This is a genomic window from Streptomyces sp. ISL-87, assembly GCF_018614095.1.
GTDB lineage: Bacteria > Actinomycetota > Actinomycetes > Streptomycetales > Streptomycetaceae > Streptomyces.
Window position 1 is genome coordinate 44,542 of sequence record NZ_JAGGOY010000015.1, and the last position, 19,957, is coordinate 64,498.

18 protein-coding genes are annotated in these 19,957 nt (G+C 73.1%); 6 read left to right on the plus strand and 12 right to left on the minus strand.

Annotated elements, in window-relative coordinates; translation table 11 throughout:
• The first annotated feature begins 94 nt into the window (after positions 1-94).
• Positions 95-1,300 carry an ornithine--oxo-acid transaminase gene (gene rocD, locus J7I97_RS05145; protein ID WP_214931188.1) on the plus strand — a complete coding sequence of 402 codons (1,206 nt, stop codon included), beginning with the start codon at positions 95-97 and terminating at the stop codon, positions 1,298-1,300.
• 24 nt (positions 1,301-1,324) lie between these two features.
• Here rocD and J7I97_RS05150 read toward each other — a convergent pair whose 3' ends face one another.
• Together J7I97_RS05150 and J7I97_RS05155 are read right to left on the minus strand one after the other, a co-directional pair.
• Positions 1,325-2,515 carry a glutathionylspermidine synthase family protein gene (locus J7I97_RS05150; RefSeq protein ID WP_214931189.1) on the minus strand — a complete coding sequence of 397 codons (1,191 nt, stop codon included), beginning with the start codon at positions 2,513-2,515 and terminating at the stop codon, positions 1,325-1,327.
• A 4-nt stretch (positions 2,516-2,519) separates the two neighbouring features.
• Complete coding sequence (locus J7I97_RS05155) at positions 2,520-2,795, minus strand: hypothetical protein (protein ID WP_214931208.1); 276 nt, start codon at positions 2,793-2,795, stop codon at positions 2,520-2,522.
• A 204-nt stretch (positions 2,796-2,999) separates the two neighbouring features.
• On the opposite strand from J7I97_RS05155, the gene J7I97_RS05160 reads away from it, so the two are divergent.
• Positions 3,000-3,860, plus strand: coding sequence for a hypothetical protein (locus J7I97_RS05160; protein WP_214931209.1), 861 nt, complete (start codon positions 3,000-3,002; stop codon positions 3,858-3,860).
• A gap of 244 nt (positions 3,861-4,104) precedes the next feature.
• Here J7I97_RS05160 and J7I97_RS05165 read toward each other — a convergent pair whose 3' ends face one another.
• Positions 4,105-5,508, minus strand: a complete 1,404-nt coding sequence (locus J7I97_RS05165; protein WP_214931190.1) for a PLP-dependent aminotransferase family protein — start codon at positions 5,506-5,508, stop codon at positions 4,105-4,107.
• A gap of 46 nt (positions 5,509-5,554) precedes the next feature.
• On the opposite strand from J7I97_RS05165, the gene J7I97_RS05170 reads away from it, so the two are divergent.
• Positions 5,555-6,088 (plus strand): carboxymuconolactone decarboxylase family protein, encoded by a 534-nt coding sequence (locus J7I97_RS05170; protein ID WP_214931191.1) that lies wholly within the window; start codon positions 5,555-5,557, stop codon positions 6,086-6,088.
• A gap of 3 nt (positions 6,089-6,091) precedes the next feature.
• Here J7I97_RS05170 and J7I97_RS05175 read toward each other — a convergent pair whose 3' ends face one another.
• The 6 genes from J7I97_RS05175 to J7I97_RS05200 form a co-directional block, all read right to left on the minus strand.
• Positions 6,092-7,126 (minus strand): serine/arginine repetitive matrix protein 2, encoded by a 1,035-nt coding sequence (locus tag J7I97_RS05175; RefSeq protein WP_214931192.1) that lies wholly within the window; start codon positions 7,124-7,126, stop codon positions 6,092-6,094.
• Between the two features lie 3 nt (positions 7,127-7,129).
• A complete protein-coding gene (locus J7I97_RS05180; RefSeq protein ID WP_214931193.1) occupies positions 7,130-7,474 on the minus strand; it encodes a hypothetical protein in 345 nt (114 codons plus the stop codon).
• A gap of 34 nt (positions 7,475-7,508) precedes the next feature.
• Positions 7,509-9,251, minus strand: coding sequence for a hypothetical protein (locus tag J7I97_RS05185; RefSeq protein ID WP_214931194.1), 1,743 nt, complete (start codon positions 9,249-9,251; stop codon positions 7,509-7,511).
• 135 nt (positions 9,252-9,386) lie between these two features.
• The gene (locus J7I97_RS05190) at positions 9,387-10,376 is read right to left on the minus strand and encodes a malate dehydrogenase (protein WP_214931195.1); all 990 of its coding nucleotides are present in this window, start codon (positions 10,374-10,376) and stop codon (positions 9,387-9,389) included.
• A 275-nt stretch (positions 10,377-10,651) separates the two neighbouring features.
• Complete coding sequence (locus J7I97_RS39810; RefSeq protein ID WP_308369142.1) at positions 10,652-11,464, minus strand: DUF3017 domain-containing protein; 813 nt, start codon at positions 11,462-11,464, stop codon at positions 10,652-10,654.
• Positions 11,454-12,317 (minus strand): bifunctional methylenetetrahydrofolate dehydrogenase/methenyltetrahydrofolate cyclohydrolase, encoded by an 864-nt coding sequence (locus tag J7I97_RS05200; RefSeq protein ID WP_214931197.1) that lies wholly within the window; start codon positions 12,315-12,317, stop codon positions 11,454-11,456. Before J7I97_RS05200 ends, J7I97_RS39810 begins: the two co-directional genes overlap by 11 nt.
• Before the next feature lie 299 nt (positions 12,318-12,616).
• Between J7I97_RS05200 and J7I97_RS05205 the strand changes: the two genes are divergently transcribed.
• Positions 12,617-13,267: a hypothetical protein gene (locus J7I97_RS05205; RefSeq protein WP_214931198.1), complete on the plus strand. Its 651-nt coding sequence runs from the start codon at positions 12,617-12,619 to the stop codon at positions 13,265-13,267.
• A gap of 130 nt (positions 13,268-13,397) precedes the next feature.
• Here the strand turns inward: J7I97_RS05205 and purH are convergent, their stop codons facing one another.
• Together purH and purN are read right to left on the minus strand one after the other, a co-directional pair.
• On the minus strand, positions 13,398-14,993 hold the full coding sequence (gene purH, locus J7I97_RS05210; RefSeq protein WP_214931199.1) for a bifunctional phosphoribosylaminoimidazolecarboxamide formyltransferase/IMP cyclohydrolase: 1,596 nt from the start codon (positions 14,991-14,993) through the stop codon (positions 13,398-13,400).
• Positions 14,990-15,613, minus strand: coding sequence for a phosphoribosylglycinamide formyltransferase (purN, locus tag J7I97_RS05215; RefSeq protein ID WP_214931200.1), 624 nt, complete (start codon positions 15,611-15,613; stop codon positions 14,990-14,992). Before purN ends, purH begins: the two co-directional genes overlap by 4 nt.
• Positions 15,614-15,883: 270 nt before the next feature.
• Between purN and J7I97_RS05220 the strand changes: the two genes are divergently transcribed.
• Complete coding sequence (locus tag J7I97_RS05220) at positions 15,884-16,465, plus strand: hypothetical protein (RefSeq protein ID WP_214931201.1); 582 nt, start codon at positions 15,884-15,886, stop codon at positions 16,463-16,465.
• A 744-nt stretch (positions 16,466-17,209) separates the two neighbouring features.
• Here J7I97_RS05220 and J7I97_RS05225 read toward each other — a convergent pair.
• The gene (locus J7I97_RS05225; protein WP_214931202.1) at positions 17,210-19,258 is read right to left on the minus strand and encodes a DUF6350 family protein; all 2,049 of its coding nucleotides are present in this window, start codon (positions 19,256-19,258) and stop codon (positions 17,210-17,212) included.
• 120 nt (positions 19,259-19,378) lie between these two features.
• Here J7I97_RS05225 and J7I97_RS39470 point away from each other — a divergent pair.
• The coding region (locus J7I97_RS39470; RefSeq protein WP_285443894.1) for a multiprotein-bridging factor 1 family protein at positions 19,379-19,957 on the plus strand (579 nt) is incomplete at its 3' end.

The window sequence follows — 19,957 nt, forward strand, 5'->3', positions numbered from 1 at the left end:
CGCGCCACAAGAAAGGTTTCTCCGTCCGCTATACGAGCGAGGATGGAAAGTGACGCCACCCTCGTCACAGGCCTGACGGACGATCGGAGACCCCGTGTCGACAACTGCTGATGCCATCCGTTCCGCCGACGCGCACAGCGCGCACAACTATCACCCGCTGCCCGTGGTCGTCGCGTCCGCGGAAGGCGCGTGGATGACCGACGTGGAGGGCCGCCGCTATCTGGACATGCTCGCCGGTTACTCGGCGCTCAACTTCGGGCACGGCAACCGCCGCCTCATCGACGCCGCCAAGGCGCAGCTGGAGCGGGTCACCCTCACCTCCCGCGCCTTCTACCACGACCGCTTCGCCGACTTCTGCACCGAACTCGCCGCGCTGTGCGGCAAGGAGATGGTGCTGCCCATGAACACGGGCGCGGAGGCGGTGGAGACGGCCGTGAAGACCGCCCGCAAGTGGGGCTACGAGGTCAAGGGCGTCCCGGACGGACACGCCAAGATCGTGGTCGCCGCCGACAACTTCCACGGCCGTACGACGACCATCGTGAGCTTCTCCACGGACCACGAGGCCCGCGACCACTTCGGGCCGTACACGCCGGGCTTCGAGATCGTCCCCTACGGGGACCTCACCGCGCTCTCCCACGCCGTCACCTCGAACACGGTCGCCGTGCTTCTGGAGCCGATCCAGGGCGAGGCGGGCGTCCTCGTCCCCCCTGCGGGTTATCTCCAGGGGGTACGGGAACTGACGCGCGAGCGGAACGTTCTCTTCATGGCGGACGAGATCCAGTCGGGCCTGGGCCGCACCGGCAAGACCTTCGCGTGCGAGCACGAGGGGGTCGTACCGGACGTGTACATCCTCGGCAAGGCGCTCGGCGGCGGCGTCGTGCCGGTGTCGGCCGTGGTCGCCGACCGGGATGTGCTCGGGGTGTTCCGGCCGGGCGAGCACGGCTCCACCTTCGGTGGGAACCCGCTGGCCTGCGCGGTCGCGCTGGAGGTCATCGCGATGCTCCGGTCGGGCGAGTACCAGCAGCGGGCGACCGAGCTCGGCGACCACCTGCACCGGGAGCTGAACCTGCTCGTCGGCGGCGGCGCGGTGACCGCCGTACGCGGGCGCGGGCTGTGGGCGGGCATCGACATCGAACCGGCCCACGGGACGGGCCGGGAGATCTCCGAGAAGCTGATGGAGCTCGGGGTGCTGGTGAAGGACACCCACGGGTCGACGATCCGGATCGCCCCGCCGCTGGTGATCACCAAGGAGGACCTGGACTGGGGGCTGGACCAGCTGCGAAGCGTGCTCGCCGGATAGCCGGACAGCCGGACAGCCGGACAGTCAGAGGATGACGTGGGGCAGGAAGCGGGCGTACTCGTCCGTGACCGGCCCCGCCGATTCCCGGATGCCGAGCCCCGCCGCCTCCTCCTCGACGACCCACGCGCCGAGCACCACCCGGTTGCCGTCGAAGTCGGGCAGCGGGGCCAGGCTCTGGAAGACGTACGTCTCGTCCTCGACCGGCGCGAACGGCTCACCGCCCACCGGATGCAGCGTCACTCCGGCGCCCTCGCGGCCCAGCAGCGGCTTGGCCGCGAAGCCGGTGGTGTCCGCGAGCTCGCGCGGGCCGTCGAGGTAGGCGGGCAGCAGGTTCGGGTGCTCGGGGAAGAGTTCCCACAGGATCGCCAGCAGCGCCTTGTTGGACAGCAGCATCTTCCACAGCGGCTCGATCCAGAGGGTGGTGCCGGAGCCCCCGCCGTGGTCGTACGTGCCGAGCACCTGGGGGCCGAACTCGTCCTCGGCCAGCCACTCCCAGGGGTAGAGCTTGAAGCAGCTGCGGATGAAGCGCAGCTTGTCGTCCACGAACCGGCCGGACAGGCTGTCCCAGCCGATCTGCTCGACGGACAGCGCGTGGGTGTCCAGGCCGGCCTGTTCGGCGGTCTCCTGGAGGTAGGCGACCGTCATCAGGTCCTCGCCGAGCTCGTCGGTCTCGGAGTGCGCGAAGTGCAGCGGGCCGGGCGGGAGCAGTTCCGCCTGCCGGCGCCAGGCATCGACGAGCCGCTCGTGCAGGGAGTTCCACTGGTCGGCGCCGGGGAAGCGGTCCTCCATCCAGAACCACTGCGGGCTCGCCGCCTCCACGAGGGAGGTGGGGGTGTCGGCGTTGTACTCCAGCATCTTGGCGGGGCTGCCGGTGCCGTCGTAGCGCAGGTCGAAACGGCCGTAGAGGGAGGGCTGTTCGGCGCGCCGGCGCCAGGATTCGGCGATCAGCTTGGCGAGGTGCGGGTCGGTGACGCCGAGGTCCGCGAAGCGGTCGTGCTCAACGATGTGCGCGGCCGCGGCGAGGCACATGGCGTGCAGTTCCTCGACGACCTCCTCCAGCGCCTCGACCTCCGGGAGCGAGAAGGAGTAGTACGCGCTCTCGTCCCAGTAGGGGCGCAGGGAGTCGTCGGGGTAGCGGGTGAGGGGGTAGATCAGCCCCTGCTCCTCGACGGTCTGCTGCCAGTCCGGGCGGGGCTCGATGGTGTGGCGCTTCACCGGGTCAGCCGCCGCTGGAACTGGTGTGGTGGCTGCCGCCGATGCCGCCGCGGGTGACGGCGGACTTGTCGAAGCTGCCGCCGGAGACCTTGCCGTTGCTGACGTAGCCGCCGTAGTAGTACGAGCCGCCGTGGCCGCCGCTCTTGCAGTCCTTCATGTTCAGGTGCTCCAGCGTGGAGCGGGAGGCGCAGCGCTTGTCGGGGTCGCCGCTGCTGCCGCACGCCACGAGGGTGGCGGCGAGCAGGCCCATGCCGCCGAGCGCGACGGCGCCGGAGCGCATGCGGCGCCGGCCGGTGCCGCTGCCGGTGCCGCTGCTTGTGCCGCTGCTGGTGCTGCTGCTGGTGTCGCTGGTGTCCATGTGTCCGCGGCTCCCCGGTAGTGGCGTACTGCCGACAGATTAGAACGGGCCTGCGGAGCGACGGAATCCGGCCGTCGTCACACCCTTGTCACGGGAGTGACCTAGAGTCAGTTCGTGCTGATTGGGATGATTTGCGCGCTGGGTGCGGCTGTCTGCTTCGGTACGGCGTCGGTCTTGCAGGCGATGGGGGCACGGGCGGCGGAGCCGGGTACGGGCTCGGGGGTGGACCCGGCGCTGATGCTCCGCGTGGTGCGGCAGTGGCGTTACGTCCTGGGTCTGGCCCTGGACGCCGCCGGCTTCGTCCTCCAGATCATCGCCCTCCGGCACATCCCGATCTACGCGGTGGGCGCGGCACTGGCCGCCAGTCTGGCGGTGACGGCGGTGGTCGCGGCGCGGCTGTTGCGGGTGCGGCTGAGCGGGATGGAGTGGGGTGCGGTGGGGGTGGTGTGCGCGGGGCTGCTGATGCTGGGGCTGTCGTCCGGGGAGGAGGGCTCGGGGGAGGGCTCGTCGGCCCTGGCGTGGGGGCTGCTGGGGGTGGCGGGGCTGGTGCTCCTGATCGGTGCGGTGGCGGGCCGCCTCCCGGACCGCGCCCGGGCCCTGGCCCTCGGCCTGGCGGCGGGCACGGGCTTCGGCGTGGTCGAGGTCGCCGTCCGCCTCATCGACGACGTCAGCCTCGACGCCTTCGGCAACCCGGCCCTGTACGCACTCCTGCTGGGCGGAGGCGCGGCCTTCATGCTCCTCACCTCGGCGCTGCAGCGCGGCTCGGTGACGACGGCCACGGCCGGGATGATCCTGGGCGAGACGCTCGGCCCGGCGGTGGTGGGTGTGGCCTGGCTCGGCGACCGCACCCGCGAGGGCCTCACCTGGCTGGCCCTGACCGGCTTCGCCGTCTCCGTGGCGGGAGCCCTCGCCCTGGCCCGCTTCGGCGAACCCCCGGCCCCGGCCCCGGCCCCGGCCGACGGCCCTCAACTCCGCCCGGCGAGCTGAGGAGTCCCCACGCGGCGGGCCGGGGGGGCCGGGGGGCGGAGGGCTGGCGGAACCGAGCCCCGGCATGCCCGGCGGGGCCAGGGCCGTCGGCGGCGAAGCAGTGCCCGAAGCTGCGGGAGCCGCCCGGGTGCCGGACCGCGAGCGGGCCCCTCCGGGCCGGCCCTCGGCCGCGGCCGCCGTGTCCGCCGCGCGGCCGCCGTCCGGCCGCCGTCCGGCCGCGCCGCACGGCCGACGGGGCCCCGGGTCAGGGGAGGGTTGCGGCGAGGGCCGTCAGGGTTGGGGTCCAGGCGCTGTCCGAGGGGGTGCCGTAGCCGACGACCAGGGCGTCGCGCGGGGGCATGTCGGCCTCCGGGTGGCGGAAGCGGGACAGGCCGGTCAGGGCCAGGTCCTGCCAGGACGCCGCCTGGAGCAGCGCGCGCTCCGTGCCCGGCGGAAGGTCCAGCACCGCGTGCAGGCCCGCCGCGATGCCGGAGACCGCCACCCGGTCCCCCACCGCCTCGACCAGCGCGTCCCGGCGGCGCCGGTAGCGCAGCCGCATGCCGCGCACGTGGCGGTCGTAGGCCCCGGACCGGATGAACTCCGCCAGCGTCAGCTGGTCCAGCGCGCTGGAGGTCCAGTCGGCCCGGCCCTTCGCTGCCACGACCTCGTCCAACACCCCCGGCGGGACGACCATCCAGCCCATCCGCAGGCCCGGGGCCAGGGATTTGCTCGCCGTGCCCAGGTACACCACCCGGTCCGGGTCCAGCCCCTGGAGGGCGCCGACCTGCTGGCGGTCGTAACGGAACTCCCCGTCGTAGTCGTCCTCCAGGATCAGCCCGCCCGTGGTGCGGGCCCAGTCGACGGCCGCCGTCCGGCGGGCCGGGGTCAGGGCCGCGCCCGTGGGGAACTGGTGGGCCGGCGTCAGGAGGACGGCGCCCACTCCCGCCGCCAGGTCCGCGGTGCGGGCCCCCGCCTCGTCGACCCGCAGCGGCCGTGTCCGCAGTCCGGCCCCCGTCAGCACGTCGCGGTGGATGTCCAGGCTGTACCCCTCCACCGCGATGTCCCGTACCCGCCGTTCCCGCAGCACTCCGGCCAGCAGCTTCAGCCCATGCACGAACCCCGCGCACAGCACGATCCGTTCGGGGTCGGCGTACACCCCGCGCGCCCGGGCCAGGTACCCGGCCAGCGCCTCCCGCAGTTCCGCCCGCCCGCGCCCGTCCGCCCCGTACCCGAAGGCGTCGTTCGGCGCGTCCGTCAGCGCCCGCCGGGCCGCCGACAGCCACGCCGCGCGCGGAAAGCTGCCCAGGTCCGGGGAGCCGGGCACCAGGCTGTACGAGGGACCCCGCCGCGCGGGACGGCTGACCCGGGGGGCGCCGGCGGCCGACGCGGGACGACGCGGGCGCGCCCGCTCGGCGACCCGGGTGCCCGAGCCCTGGCGGGCCGTCAGCCAGCCCTCGGCGACGAGTTCGGCGTAGGCCTCCGCGACCGTGTTCCGGGCGATCCCGAGATCCGCGGCGAGCGACCGCGAGGACGGCAGCCGGGTCCCGGGAGCCAGCCGCCCACCGCGCGCGGCCTCACGCAGGGCCTCCGCCAGCCCGGCCCGCAGGCCGCGCCCGGCGGAGAGCTCCAGATGAAGGTCGGCACCGAAAGTGGCCCAGGATTCCGTCATGAAAATGGACCATATCCGTGGTCCGCCTGCTTCGTACGGTAGGGGCATGAGCACCGACACCAGCACTCACGACCACACCGCCACCACCACCGCCACCACCACCGCACCCGAGCACACGCCCCGCATGAACTGGGCCCAGAACGCGCCCGAGGTTTACAAGGCCGTCTACGCCCTGGAGGTCGCCGCGCGCAAGGGCCTGGACCCGGCCCTGGTCGAGCTCGTCAAGATCCGCGCCTCGCAGCTCAACCACTGCGCCTTCTGCCTCGACATGCACACGAAGGACGCGATCGCGGCCGGCGAGAGCGTGGAGCGCATCGTGCTGCTGGCCACTTGGGAGGAGTCGCGGCACTTCTACACCGAGCGGGAACTCGCCGCGGTCGAACTGACCGAGGCCGTAACCGTCCTGACCGACGGATTCGTTCCCGACGAGGTGTACGAGAAGGCCGCGAAGCACTTCGACGAGAAGGAGCTGACCCAGCTGATCGCCGTGATCGCGACCATCAACGTCTGGAACCGCTTCGGCGTCACCAGCCGTCTGGTGCCCGGCCACTACACCCCGGGCATGCACAAGAACGGCTGACCGTCAGCCTCCCGGACGGAACGCGGCCAGCGCCGCCTCGTGGTGCCGCTGCGTGACCGCCCACTCGCCCGCCGGACCGCCCGTCAGCACCGCCCACTTGGCGCCGTCCGACGCGACGAAGACCCGTTCGACCACCCGGCGGCTGCCGTGCGACTCCGCGTTGTCGTACTCGTAGACCAGCTCCGCGGCCTCGCCGCTGCCGGGGACCGAACCGATCTTGATCTCGTGGTAGTTCGGCCGGTTCCGCAGATCGTACGAGGAGCCCCTGACGGCGTCGAGCGGACTGAGCTCCGGCTCGCCCACCCGGAAGATCTGGAGCAGCGCGGACCGGTCGGGCGAGCGGTAGAAGACGTTGCCGTCCTCCACCTCCCGGCCCCATCCCGTGGGGACGGCGACGGTGAAGCCCTTAGGGTCCTGGACGATCTCGTGGCCGTCGGCCCCGCTCGGACTCGGACTCGGGCTGCCGCTGGGCGATGAGGAGCCGGTACCGGTGGGCGACGGCGTGTCCGGCGAACCGCCGGTGGGCCCGCCCGAGGCGGTTCCCCCGGACGTCGGCGCGCCGGACACAACGGTTCCGTTCTTGTCGCCCCCTTGAGCCGAGTCGTCCGAATCCCGCTGTACGAACCACACCGCCGCGGCACCGATCGCCATCGCGGCGACCGCGATGCCCGCCAGCGCCGGTACCCCCCACCGGCCGTGCGGCCCGTCGGGGCGCGGGGGCCCCGGCGGTACGTGCGGCTGGTGGGGGTCGTACACGGGCGGCGAAGGGGGCGGCGGCGGGCCGGGCACCGGGGCCGGGGGGCCGTACGCCGGTGGTGCGTACGTCGGCGGTGCGTACGTCGGCGGTGCGTACGTCGGCGGTGCGTACGTCGGCGGTGCGTACGTCGGCGGCTCGTACGTCGGCGGCGCCGGGGCGGGCGCCGGGGCCGGAGCCGGAGCGGGCGCCGGAGCCGGAGCGGCCGCTTCCCATACCCAGCGCTGCGCGTGCGCGTCCCAGCGCGGCTCGCCGGACTGCGCCGGCGGCGGTGGCGGTGCCATGGCTCAGCCCCCCAGCGTCGCGAGCAGGCCGCCCAGGGCGGTGGCGGCGCTCACCGACTCCACCAGCGGAGCCCACCGCTCCAGCGCCTCGCGCAGCCGGGTGACCAGGCCCGGTCTGATCTCCTCCGCGCCCTCCAGGGCCCCCGCGGCCCCGTCCAGTTCGGCGTCCAGCGCGGACCGGTCGGCCCCGCGCGGCAGCCGGACCAGGGCCGCGCGCAGATCGAGTACCGCCTCCAGCAGTTCCGGTGCCCCGGGCGCGCCCGCCTGCGGACCGCCGTGGTGAACCGTGTTGGTGTTGTTGCTGCCGCCGATACTGAACGCGCTGCCGTGGATGTCGCCCAGTCGCACCGAAGGCTCCTGCCCGGCGCTCCCGGCCGCCCCGCTATCTGCCACTGCCGCTCCCCCTGTGTGTGCTGTTGTGGTGGCCGGTGCCGCCGACGCTGAAGGCGCTGTCGTGCACCGACTGGATGTACACACCGCCCTCGGCGACGTGTACGGCGCGCTGCGCGAACTCCTCGGTGTGCCAGCCCGCTTCGTGCAGGGTCATCGTGACACCGCCGACGACCCGGTCCTGAATGGTTTTCAGGTACCGGTCGAGGTCCATGAGGTGGAACAGCGATCCTTGGTTCTGCGAGCCGAGCTCACGCACCGACAGGCGCGGCCCCTCCGGCCGGGCGCCGCCGTGACCGCCGGTGGCGATCCGCCACCAGCTCGCGAAACCCCGGCCCAGCGTGGCGAGCGAGGCGACGAACGAGCCCGGTGTGTGCCGGACGGCCCAGACCGCCTTCCCGAACCGGTTGTTGTTCAGGTAGCGCTCGGCGTCCGCGTCGGCGTTGTGGAAGGCGATGCGGGCGGGCAGCAGCACGTGCGGCGCCACCTCCAGCATCATCATCCCGCCCTGCGTGTGGACCCGTACGAAGACGGTGACCACCATGTTCTCGTCCCAGCCGCCGACCCGGACGCGCAGGAAGTGCCGACGGCGCTCGCCGCCCTCCTCGATGGCGGCGGCCCGGTGCTCGGCGAACTGCTGCGGCGCGACCGGTGCGGCGTCCCGGTGCGGCAGCCCGCCGGCCGGCAGGAACACGCACTCGTCGACGACCAGTTCGCGCATCCGGTCCAGTACGGCGGCCTCGGCCTGCGGGGAGCCGTGCGGCGAGGGCACCCGCAGCCGCTCCAGCAGCGGCACGATGCGCTCCGCGATGTGGGCGTTGGTGACGTGCCTCGGAGTGACGCCGGGGCCGAGGTCGGCGCGCGGGCGCAGTTCGACGGACAGCTGCCAGGGGCGGTACGGCTCACCGGCCCCGGCGAACGGGTTGTTGATGTCGTACATGATCATCGGAGCGTGCTGCTCACTGCGGATGCGTTTGCGGACGCGGGCGAGGCGTACGCCCGGGTGCGCCTCGGCGGGGTCGGCGGACGGGTCCGCGTACCGCTCCGGGCTGAGGTCGGTGGCGATGGTCCTGGCCACGTGCCCGCGCTGCAGTCCCACGACGGTGACGACACCGGCGAACACGATCGGCGGCCACCAGAGGGCAAGGGAGGCCCCGGAGTCCTCGAAAGGCCCGCCTCCGAGGGACGACGACGACCCGAACGACTGGCCCCCGAACAGCAGGGCGAGCAACCCACCGGGGCCGCCGGCGCCGGTCAGCGCCAGCCCGAACAGGAAGAGCACGATGCCGAGCAGGGCCACCCACACGTAGACCCGCAGCAGCACGGAGAGGAAGCGCAGCAGCGGGATCCCCCGGGCCCGGAGCCAGTCGGCCAGGCTCAGCAGCAGGAACGGGAAGAGCAGCGCGGCGAGGGCCCCGCCGGTGAGCAGGGACCCCACGAACCAGGCACCGAGTACGCCGGCCGCCCAGCCGAGTTCGACGCGGCGGGCGCGCAGCGCGTGGGCGAGGACGCGTGAGGCGTCGAAGCCGTAGGACGGGGCGACGATGCGCTCCTCGTGCACGTACAGCTCGTCGATCACCTGATCGCGGTACTCGGCGTCGAGATATGTGCCCGCGCACAGGAACCGCCCGGCCTCGCTGACGGAAGGATGCACCGGGGGGCGGCCGTCACGCGGGCCGTTCCCACCACCACCGCCGGCGGCGGCGGGCTGATGGGGAATCGGGATCTCGGTCACCGACCGACCTTAGATTTCCCTTACAGGATGCGACAGTCGAAAACACGCCAAAGCGCCCCGGCCGGGTTTGGCCGGGGCGCTTGGATGTTTCGGGTGATCAGACCAGCCAGTCGGCCAGTCGGCCAGTCGGATCGGTCAGATCAGGCCGAGCTCGCGCACCGCGTCGCGCTCCTCGACGAGCTCCGCCACGGACGCGTCGATGCGCGCACGGGAGAACTCGTTGATGTCCAGGCCCTGGACGATCTCGTACTTGCCGTCCTTGGTGGTGACGGGGAAGGAGGAGATGATGCCCTCCGGGACGCCGTACGAACCGTCCGACGGGATACCCATCGAGGTCCAGTCGCCCGCGGCCGTGCCGTTGACCCAGGTGTGCACGTGGTCGATGGCGGCGTTGGCGGCCGACGCGGCCGAGGAGGCGCCACGCGCCTCGATGATCGCGGCGCCGCGCTTGGCGACGGTCGGGATGAAGTCGTCGGCCAGCCAGGCCTGGTCGTTGACCAGCTCGGCGGCGTTCTTCCCGCCGACCTCCGCGTGGAAGATGTCCGGGTACTGGGTCGCCGAGTGGTTGCCCCAGATGGTGAGGCGCTTGATGTCGGAGACGGCGGCACCGGTCTTGCGGGCCAGCTGCGAGATCGCGCGGTTGTGGTCCAGGCGGGTCATCGCGGTGAAGCGCTCGGCCGGTACGTCCGGGGCGGCGGCCTGCGCGATGAGCGCGTTGGTGTTGGCCGGGTTGCCCACGACCAGGACCTTGATGTCGTCCGCGGCGTGCGCGTTGATGGCCGCGCCCTGCGGCTTGAAGATGCCGCCGTTGGCGGAGAGCAGGTCACCGCGCTCCATGCCCTTGGTACGCGGGCGGGCGCCCACGAGCAGCGCGACGTTCGCACCCTCGAAGCCCTTGTTCGGGTCGTCGAAGATGTCGATGCCGGCGAGCAGCGGGAAGGCGCAGTCGTCGAGCTCCATGGCGGTGCCCTCAGCGGCCTTCATGCCTTGGGGGATCTCCAGAAGACGGAGCTTGACCGGCACGTCCGCGCCGAGCAGGTGACCGGACGCGATGCGGAAGAGCAGCGCGTAGCCGATCTGGCCGGCAGCGCCGGTAACGGTGACATTCACGGGAGTGCGGGTCATGGCCTTCTCCGTTAGACAGCTGGCGGTGGGGCGTCCCTGCCCCATGGCGGACGCCGCTTCGCTGTGAATCTTGACGTGAAGAGACATCCGCGGTCAGGCTATCCGACCTTGGAGCGGCCCAATCCCCCGGTCCCTGTGGTGCGTGGCACACGGACCGGGACTTCGAAGGCGTGCGGGGGGATTTCACCCTTGATTTTCGACCGTCCGGGTGGTGGGCCGGGTGGTCGTACGGGTGGCGGTACGAGGGCCGGCCCGAGGGGCGGTGCGGGTGCTGATCACCGGACGGTGAAGCGGACCGCTTCCGTCAGGAACGGGATGGTCAGCCACGGCTTGGGTTCGATGACCAGCGCGAGCAGCGTGATCGCCACGCCCAGCAGCCCGTACGTGACCATGTCCGTGAATCGGGAGCGCACCGCGAGCATCCCCACCGAGGGCAGTACGCGCCGCAGTACGGCGGCCGCCATCAGCGCGACCCCGATCACGAGGCAGCCCACGCGGGGGTGCCCCACCGCGGTGGACAGCAGCCCGGCCGCGGTCGCCGCGAGGACGGCGAGCATGGGCCACTGACGGGCCGGCGCGGGCGCGGCGCTGGGCGCGGCGCGCCCACCGCCCTCGGGGCGGGCGGTGTCTTGGGTGACGGACGGGAAACGGCGGGATTTCCGGGCTCCGGGCTCGGACTCGGGCTCCGATTCCGGCTCCGGCTCCTGCTTCGGCTCCGATTCCGGCTTCGGCCCCGATTCCGGCTCCGGCCCCGATTCCCGCTTCGGCTCCGATACCGGCTTCGGCCCCGATTCTCGCCTCGGCTCCGATACCGGCTTCGGATCCGATACCGGGTTCGGCTCCGATACCGGGTTCGGCTCCGATACCGGCCTCGGCTCCGATACCGGCTTCGGATCCGGATCCGGCTCGGGCGCCCCGGGCGCCGGGGCCGCGTCGGCGGTCGTGGCGGCCTTCGCCGCTTCGGGCGCCCCGAGCGCCTCGGCTGTCGCGGCCGCGGGGGCCGTCGTGGCCGTCGTGGCCGTCCCGGCGGGCGCGGCCGCCTCGGCCGCCTTCCCGGACACCTGGTCGCGTTCGCGCTCAGCCCGCACTGGTCGTCGTCCGTTCCGCCGCCTCGACGACATTGACGAGCAGCTGGGCACGGGTCATCGGGCCGACACCGCCCGGGTTCGGGGAGATCCAGGCGGCCACCTCGGCCACGCCCGGGTGAACATCGCCGACGATCTTGCCGTCCTCGTCGCGGCTCACGCCTACGTCGAGCACGGCCGCGCCCGGCTTCACGTCCTCCGGCTTGACCAGGTGCGGGACACCGGCCGCGGCGACGATGATGTCCGCCTGGCGCAGCAGCCCGGAGAGGTCGCGCGTACCGGTGTGGCACAGCGTCACCGTGGCGTTCTCGGACTTGCGGGTCAGCAGCAGGCCGATGGAGCGCCCGACGGTGATCCCGCGGCCGAGGACGACGACGTGCGCGCCGTTGATCTCGACGCCGTGGTGGCGGAGCAGTTCGACGATCCCGTACGGGGTGCAGGGCAGCGGGCCCGGCTCGTTCAGCACCAGCCGGCCCAGCGACATCGGGTGCAGGCCGTCGGCGTCCTTCTCCGGGGCCATCAGCTCCAGCACCCGGTTGGTGTCGATGCCCTTGGGGAGCGGGAGTTGGACGATGTAGCCCGTGCACTCCGGGTTCTCGTTGAGTTCCCGCACGACCGCCTCGATGTCCTCCTGGGAGGCCGTCGCGGGCAGTTCGCGCTGGATGGAGGCGATGCCGACCTCCGCGCAGTCCTTGTGCTTGCCGTTGACGTACCAGCGGCTGCCCGGATCGTCGCCGACCAGCAGGGTGCCGAGGCCGGGGGTGATGCCCCGGGCCTTGAGCGCTGCCACTCGGGCGGTCAGTTCGGACTTGATCGCGGCTGCCGTGGCCTTGCCATCGAGAATCTGGGCGGTCATGACCCCATCCTCCCGGATGGAGTGCCCCCGGTTCCAGTCACGGGCTGGTGACGCGGTTCGCCAGGCGCTTCGCAACGCGGCTCACCACGAGCTTTGTCACAGGCTTGAACCATTCATTGCACTTGCACAACAAGTGACGAGCCGATGACGCCATGGCTGGACAAGTCCGGCTCGATCGGAAGACGATGACCGCAAGAGTGCCGCGGGCAGTGCCGGGGGGCGGACCGTAGAACACAGTGTTTCCTCCGTGCGTGCCGTGCGTCCCCGCACTTCGCGCTTTCACGGAGGAACACCCCAAGATGAGCTTCGGCGACCCGAACAACCCGTACGGGCAGCAGCAGGGCCAGCCCGGCTACGGCTACCCGCAGCAGGCCCCCCAGGGCGTCCCGCCGCAGGGCGGCTACGCCTACCCGCAGCAGCAGGCCCCGCAGGGCTACCCGGCGTACCCCGGCGGCCCCGGCGGCTTCCCGGGCGCCCAGATGCCCATGCCCGGCGGTGTCTCGGCCGCGCGCGTCATCCTCTTCATCCTCGGCTCCCTCCAGGCCCTGGGAGGTGTGGGGCTCGTCATCATGGGAGCGTTCTTCGCCTCGATATTCGCCGACTCCTCCAGCTCCACGGCCAGTGACGCGGGCGCGCTCGCGGGCGGCGCGTTCGTCGTCCTCGGCATCGTCATGCTCGCCTTCGCGCTGTGGCCGATCCTGACCGCCGCCAAGCTGGGCAAGGGCCGCGGCGGCGTCCGCGTCTCCGGCATCATCTTCGGCTCGCTCCAGGCCCTCTTCGCCGGAATCAGCCTGCTCGCCAACCTGGCGGCATCCAGCAGCGACCAGGCGCCCCCCGCCGTCGTGATCTCCCTGATCTTCACGGCGATCTCCCTGGCCCTGGGCATCTGGATCATCGTCGGCCTGGCCAACTCGGCCGCCGGCGCCTACTTCCGGCGCCCGCAGTACTAGTACTGGCCTGCCAGGTACTGCCTTGCCAGTACTGGCCTGCCAGTACTGCCTCACATACGGCGAAGGCCGCGACCCGCAGCAGTGCGGGACGCGGCCTTCGCCGTAGCGTGGGGGCGCCGGGGCGCCTGGCTCAGTGGAAGAAGTGCCGGGTCCCGGTGAAGTACATGGTCACGCCGGCCGCCTTCGCCGCCTCGACGACCTGCTCGTCACGGACCGAACCGCCCGGCTGGACGACGGCCTTGATGCCCGCGGCGGTGAGGATCTCCAGCCCGTCGGGGAAGGGGAAGAAGGCGTCGGACGCGGCGTACGAGCCCTGCGCGCGCTCGGCGCCCGCCCGCTCGACGGCGAGCTTCGCCGAGTCGACGCGGTTGACCTGGCCCATGCCGACGCCAACCGAGGCCCCGTCCTTGGCGAGCAGGATCGCGTTGGACTTGACGGCCCGGCAGGCCTTCCACGCGAAGGCGAGCTCGGCGAGCTCCTCGGCGGAGAGGGCGTCGCCGGTGGCGAGGGTCCAGTTCTTCGGGTCGTCGCCCTCGGCCTGGCCCCCTCCCTTTCCAAACGTATCGCTCTGCTGGAGCAGCACGCCGCCCGAGATCGGCTTGAGGTCGCCCGGCTGGTGCGGGTGCCCGTCCACCTTCAGGACGCGGATGTTCTTCTTCTTCGCGAGGACCTCGACCGCGCCGTCCTCGTACGCCGGGGCGGCGATGACCTCGGTGAAGATCTCCGCGACCTGCTCGGCGAGCTCGACGGTCACCGGGCGGTTGACGGCGATGACGCCGCCGAAGGCCGACAGCGGGTCGCAGGCGTGCGCCTTGCGGTGGGCGGCGGCGACGTCCGCGCCGACCGCGATACCGCACGGGTTGGCGTGCTTGATGATCGCGACGCAGGGCTCGTCGTGGTCGTAGGCGGCGCGGCGGGCGGCCTCGGTGTCCACGTAGTTGTTGAAGGACATCTCCTTGCCGTGCAGCTGCTCGGCGTTGGCGAGCCCGCCCGGCTGCCCGTCGGTGTAGAGCGCCGCGGCCTGGTGCGGGTTCTCGCCGTAGCGGAGGGTGGACTTGCGGTCCCATGCGCCGGCCAGGAACTCGGGCAGCACGGCCTCCGGCTCCGGGGCGTACGCGTTCGTGAACCAGGAGGCCACGGCCACGTCGTACGCGGCGGTGTGCTGGAAGGCCTCGGCCGCGAGCCGCTTGCGCGCGGTGAGGTCGAAGCCGCCGCCCTGGGCCGCCGCGAGCACGTCGGCGTAACGGGCCGGGCTGGTCACGACCGCCACGGAGGGGTGGTTCTTGGCGGCGGCGCGGACCATCGACGGGCCGCCGATGTCGATCTGCTCGACGCACTCGTCCGGCGTGGCGCCCGACTCGACGGTCTCGCGGAAGGGGTAGAGGTTGACGATCACCAGGTCGAAGGGCTCGACACCCAGCTCGGCGAGCTGGCGCCGGTGGTCCTCCAGGCGCAGGTCGGCGAGGATGCCGGCGTGCACGCGCGGGTGCAGGGTCTTGACCCGGCCGTCCAGGCACTCGGGGAAGCCGGTGAGCTCCTCGACCTTGGTGACGGGCACACCCGCCGCGGCGATCTTGGAGGCGGTGGAGCCGGTGGAGACGAGAGCGACACCCGCCTCGTGCAGGCCGCGGGCCAGCTCTTCCAGTCCCGTCTTGTCGTAGACACTGACGAGCGCACGCCGAATCGGCCGCTGCGACGTGCTGTTGTTGCTCTCTACGGCGGTCACTGGATTGTTACCTTTCGTCCCTCAATGCGGTAGCCGTGCCGGGCCAGGCGCCCCACGACGTCGACGAGCAGCGTGCGCTCGACTTCCTTGATGCGCTCATGGAGAGCGGCTTCGTCTTCCTCGTCCCGGATCTCGACCACACCCTGGGCGATGATCGGACCGGTGTCCACGCCGCTATCCACGAAGTGGACGGTGCAGCCGGTGACCTTCGCCCCGTAGGCGAGCGCGTCCCGCACGCCGTGCGCCCCGGGGAAGGCGGGGAGGAGGGCGGGATGGGTGTTGATGAACCGGCCGCCGAAGCGGTCGATGAAGGCCTTGCCCACGATCTTCATGAACCCGGCCGAGACGACGAGGTCCGGCGCGTGGGCGGCGGTCGCCTCGGTGAGGGCGGCGTCCCACTCCTCGCGGCTCCCGTACGCCTTGACGGGACACACGAAGGTGGGGATCCCGGCCTTCTCGGCACGCTCCAGGCCGACGATGTTCTCGCGGTCGGCCCCCACGGCGACGACTTCGGCACCGAAGCCTTCGGGCCCGCCGGGGGCGCTGTCAATGGCATCGAGCAGGGCCTGGAGGTTTGTGCCGGAACCGGAGACCAGCACGACCAGGCGGGAGGCGGCCATGGGAGGCCCTTTCTCGCGCGGGGGTACCTCCCAGCAGAAGCTGGGACTTGTGGGACGAGACTTGTGTGATCGTACGAAACTCCGGGACACCGATATACGGGGGACCATACGAAGCCACCGACCGCCAGCAACGATACCGGCTTCCCGGACGGCCCCCGAGGGACGGGGGGACGGCCGAGGGGTAGCGTCTGGCCTACAAGCCGCAAACGGTGCGGCGCGACACGCCGCGCCGCACGCCTCGTCCACGACACAGGGGAAGTAACGCACTCGATGCCGGACCGCCGTCAGCCCGACTCCTCGACCGACGACAACCCCTTCGCGGCTCCCCCTGAGGGCCGGCCCGACCAGCCGTGGCAGCCGCGCGGTGGCGGCGCCGGCGGGCCGGGCGGCGACCCCGACGCGGACCCGGGCGGCTCCGGCGGCCCCGCTCGCTGGGACCCGACGGACCCGGTCCAGCGGCGTGCGCGGTATGCGCTGCTGGCCGGCATGTGGGGCTTCTTCTTCGGGATCTTCGGGATCCCGTCGATGGGGCTCCTGCTGGGTGCGCTCGCGATGTACTGGGGCATCAGCGGCCTCCGCGGCAAGCCGGCCGCCCCCTCGCTCGACGTCCCCGCCGCCACGTCCACCGCCCTGACGGGACCCGCCGCCCGCGCACAGCGCACGGCGGCGATCAGCGGACTGGTGACGGCCTCCCTGGCGCTGCTGCTGGCCGCGACGTCGTACGGGCTGCAGCTGGCCTACAAGGACTTCTACGTCTGCCGCGACGACGCCCTCACGCAGACGGCGGAACTCCAGTGCAACACGCTGCTGCCGGACAATGTCGTGGGCGACATCCTGAAGGTCCAGAAGTAACCCGCTGCCCCCGACAGCCCTGGCCTCGCCGTCGGGGGGCGAGGCTTTGGCGCGCGACGCGTGCCCGCGCCGGGGCCGGGGCCGGGGCCGCACTCGGCCGCCGGCCGTCCCCGCACCACGAACTCCCTCAGCTGCCGCGGGGCGGTGCGTGCGCCTTGCTTGCGGGGTCGGCCTCGGTGACCCGCGCATCGCGGTCGCCGGCCCCTCGCAACCGGGCCCCGCGGGGCTGTCCCCCACTCGCCATCCACCGTCCGGGCCGGCCCCGGGCCCGTGACTGCCTGCTGCCTGCTGCCTGCTGCCTGCTGCCTGCTGCCTGCTGCCTGCGATGGAGGGCGGGGTGGTCTCGGGGCGGGGTCCCACGGCCTCCCTGTGCCGTGCCGGCCGGACGACCCCTCCCGCGAGGGGGGCGGAGCGTCTCGGGGCGGCGTCCACGGCCTCCCTGTGCCGTGGCGACCGGAACAACCCCGCCCGCGATGGGGGCTGGGTCGTCTCGGGGCAGGGCGCCTCGGGACGGGCGCCGGAGTCGCAGGCCCCGGGGCCGGGCAGGCTCGGCCGGTACCGCCCAGCCGCTGGCCGGTCTCGGGGCGGGGCGCCTCGGGACGGGCGCCGGAGGCGCAGGCCCCGGGGCCGGGCAGGCTCGGCCGGTACCGCCCAGCCGCTGGCCGGTCTCGGGGCGGGGCGCCTCGGGACGGGCGCCGGAGGCGCAGGCCCCGGTACCGCCCAGCCGCTGGCCGGCGCCCCGGCTCACTCCAGCGGGCGTCTACGGGAAAGCACCCTGACCCCCACCACCGGCGGCACGAGCGGCGGCATGACGGGGCCCACCGGGACCGGGTCCCGGTTCGGGTTCGGGTTCGGGTTCGGGGGGGCATCCCCCGCCGCACCAGGGGCCGAAATCGGGCTCGGGACCGAGTTCCGGGTCGGATCCGGTTGCTCCGCCGGATCCGGCGGAGCCAGGGGCGCACGGGCCAAGTGTGCTGAGGCCGGGTCCGAGTCCGACCGAGCCACGGCCGCATGGGCAGGCGCCGAGTCCGGCGGGGTCGCAGGGGCCAGGGTCGCGGCCGGGCCTGCGATCGGGACCCGGGCCGCATGCGGGTCCCAAACCGGCGGAGCCGGGGCCACTGCTGGGGCCGACCCCGAAAACGGGTCTGAGGCCGCATGCGGGTCCGAAACCGGCGGAGCCAGGGCCGCAGATGCGGCCGCGACCGGGGCCGCAGGCGCATCCGAGATCGGCGGAGTCAATGCCGAGGCCGAGGCCGCGACCGCGCCTGCGACCGGGGCGGCATTCAGGTCCGAGATCGGCGGCCTCAGGGCCGCTGCTGGGGCCGGGCCCGGCCCTGAGGCCGGTTCCGGGGTCGCAGGGGCAGGGGTCCGAGTCGCGCCCGCGGGCGGGGTCGGGAGGAGGTCCGGGATCAGGGTGCCCGATGTGCGGCGCAGGGCCTCCCAACGGAGTTCCCGCACACCCGGGGCATGCCAGTCGTCAACCGCGGCAGCGGGTCGGTCGGGCTCGGGCCAGTCCTCGTCGTCCCCCGCCGCGGCCGGCCGGTTCCGCCACGCCTGCACCGTCACCGCCAGCGGCACCGCAAGCACCACCGTCCATGCCGCCGCCGCGCCGCCGACCTGCCACCACACCGGCCCGAAGCTCGCCAGCTCCCGCGACCCCAGCGGCCCCGCCGAGACCGCCGCGAGCCCCGTCAGCAACAACCCGCAGACCAACCCGCCCAGAGCCGCCGTCAGCGCGGTCTCCCTGTACGGGACTTCACGCGCCCGGCGTACCGCGAACCACCCCACCGCCAGCCCAGCCGCCACCGGCACCCCCGCCACCGCCCAGGTCAGCGGCGTCCCCGGCCCCTCCGGCGGCAGCGCCGCCAGCAACGGGAAGCGCGGCAGCGCCGGCGCCCCCCCGAAGCCGAGCGGCGTCGCCGTCGCACCCGCGCCCGCGCCCAGCGCGAAACCGGGCCCCAGCGCATACGCCGCGCCCCACACCATCGCGTTCGGGATCAGTGCCAGCGCCAGCAGCAGGACCGCGAACCGCCCCGACCACACCGCCGTCAGCGCCAGGAACGACGCCTGAACCTCCCCTCCGTGCCACGCCAGTGACGTTCCGACCAGCAGAATCCCGCCGCCCAGGAGTACGAGGGCCCCGGCCGCGCCCGAACGCAGCGCCAGCGCATAACGGGGGCGCGCGACTGCCCTCCGTACACCCTTCGGCACCCACTCCGGCAGCGGTCCCAGCGGCCGGCCCCGGGCCACCCACACCCCGCCTGCCGCGGCCAGTACGGCCACCAGCGGGACATGCCACGCCGCACTGAGCGGATTCGCCGGCATCGGGCCGCCCGCCGCGTAGACCGTGGCCAGCGACCCGACGGCCAGGTATCCGCAGGTCACCGCCGAGAAGACGGCACTGGCAGGCAGCACCTCCTCCCCGTCGCTCCCGTCCCCCGAGGCACTGCCCAGCCGCGCCGCGCGCCGCATCAGCAGCACGGGCAGGGCGACGAGCAGCAGCGGGATCACCCCGACGGGCGCCGGGGTGCCGGAGAGGGTCTCGTACCGGACGAGCTCCGTCCCGTGGGCGAGCAGCCACAGCCCGGCGGCCAGGTGCAGGGCGCCGCCGGGGCCGCTGTCGGGGTAGGGGGAACTGATCCACAGCACGATCACGAGCACGGCCAGGAAGCCGAGCCCCAGTCCGGCGGCCATGGCGCCGCCCAGCACGCACGCGGCGGCCGCCGATCGGCGCCGCACGCCGGCCCGCTGGGGCGCTGACAACGGGGTCCCGCGTTCGGTCACTTGGGTCACCCCGCCATGGTGCCAACGACACGCGCTATGGGCGGGTAACAGGCGAATGCCCGTGGTGTCGCTCAATATACGTTTTATGTACTTTTTCGCCCAGGGCTGTCGGGTCGCGGGGAGTGTGGCATGACACGAAGCGTCGAGACGTCCTCCGCCGCTGGCCCGGACCCTGAGCCGAACCTCCCCTCCCCCAAGGAGCGCCGCAGACTCCGCGAAGCCGCCGAGCTGTCACACGAGCAGCTCGCGGCGGCCGTTGGGGTCGCCGTGACGACGATCCGCTCCTGGGAGGCGGGCCGCACCGAACCACGCGGCCGCAAGCGCGAGGCCTACCTCATGCTCCTGTCGGGCTGTCTGCCCGAACCCCCACCACCAGCCTCCCCCGCCACGCCCACCACCTCCGCCATCCACACCACCTCCGCCACCTCCGCCACCTCCGCCAGGCAGCCCGACCGGCCCCAGCGGCCCCCGGCCGAGCCCCCCGCCAACGGCCCCACGCTGCGCGTGACCGGAGCCGTACGCGCCTTCGCCCCGACGGCCCACACGCAACCGGCGGCACCCCAGACCCACCCCAAGCCGGCCACCGACCGCGCCCCGAAGCCCCCCACCGAACCATCCCGCCACGCCCCCAGTCCCCCCACCAAAGCCACCGCGGCCCCCGGCGCCGGCCCCGGCGCCACCGACCCCGGCACAGGCACAGGCACAGGC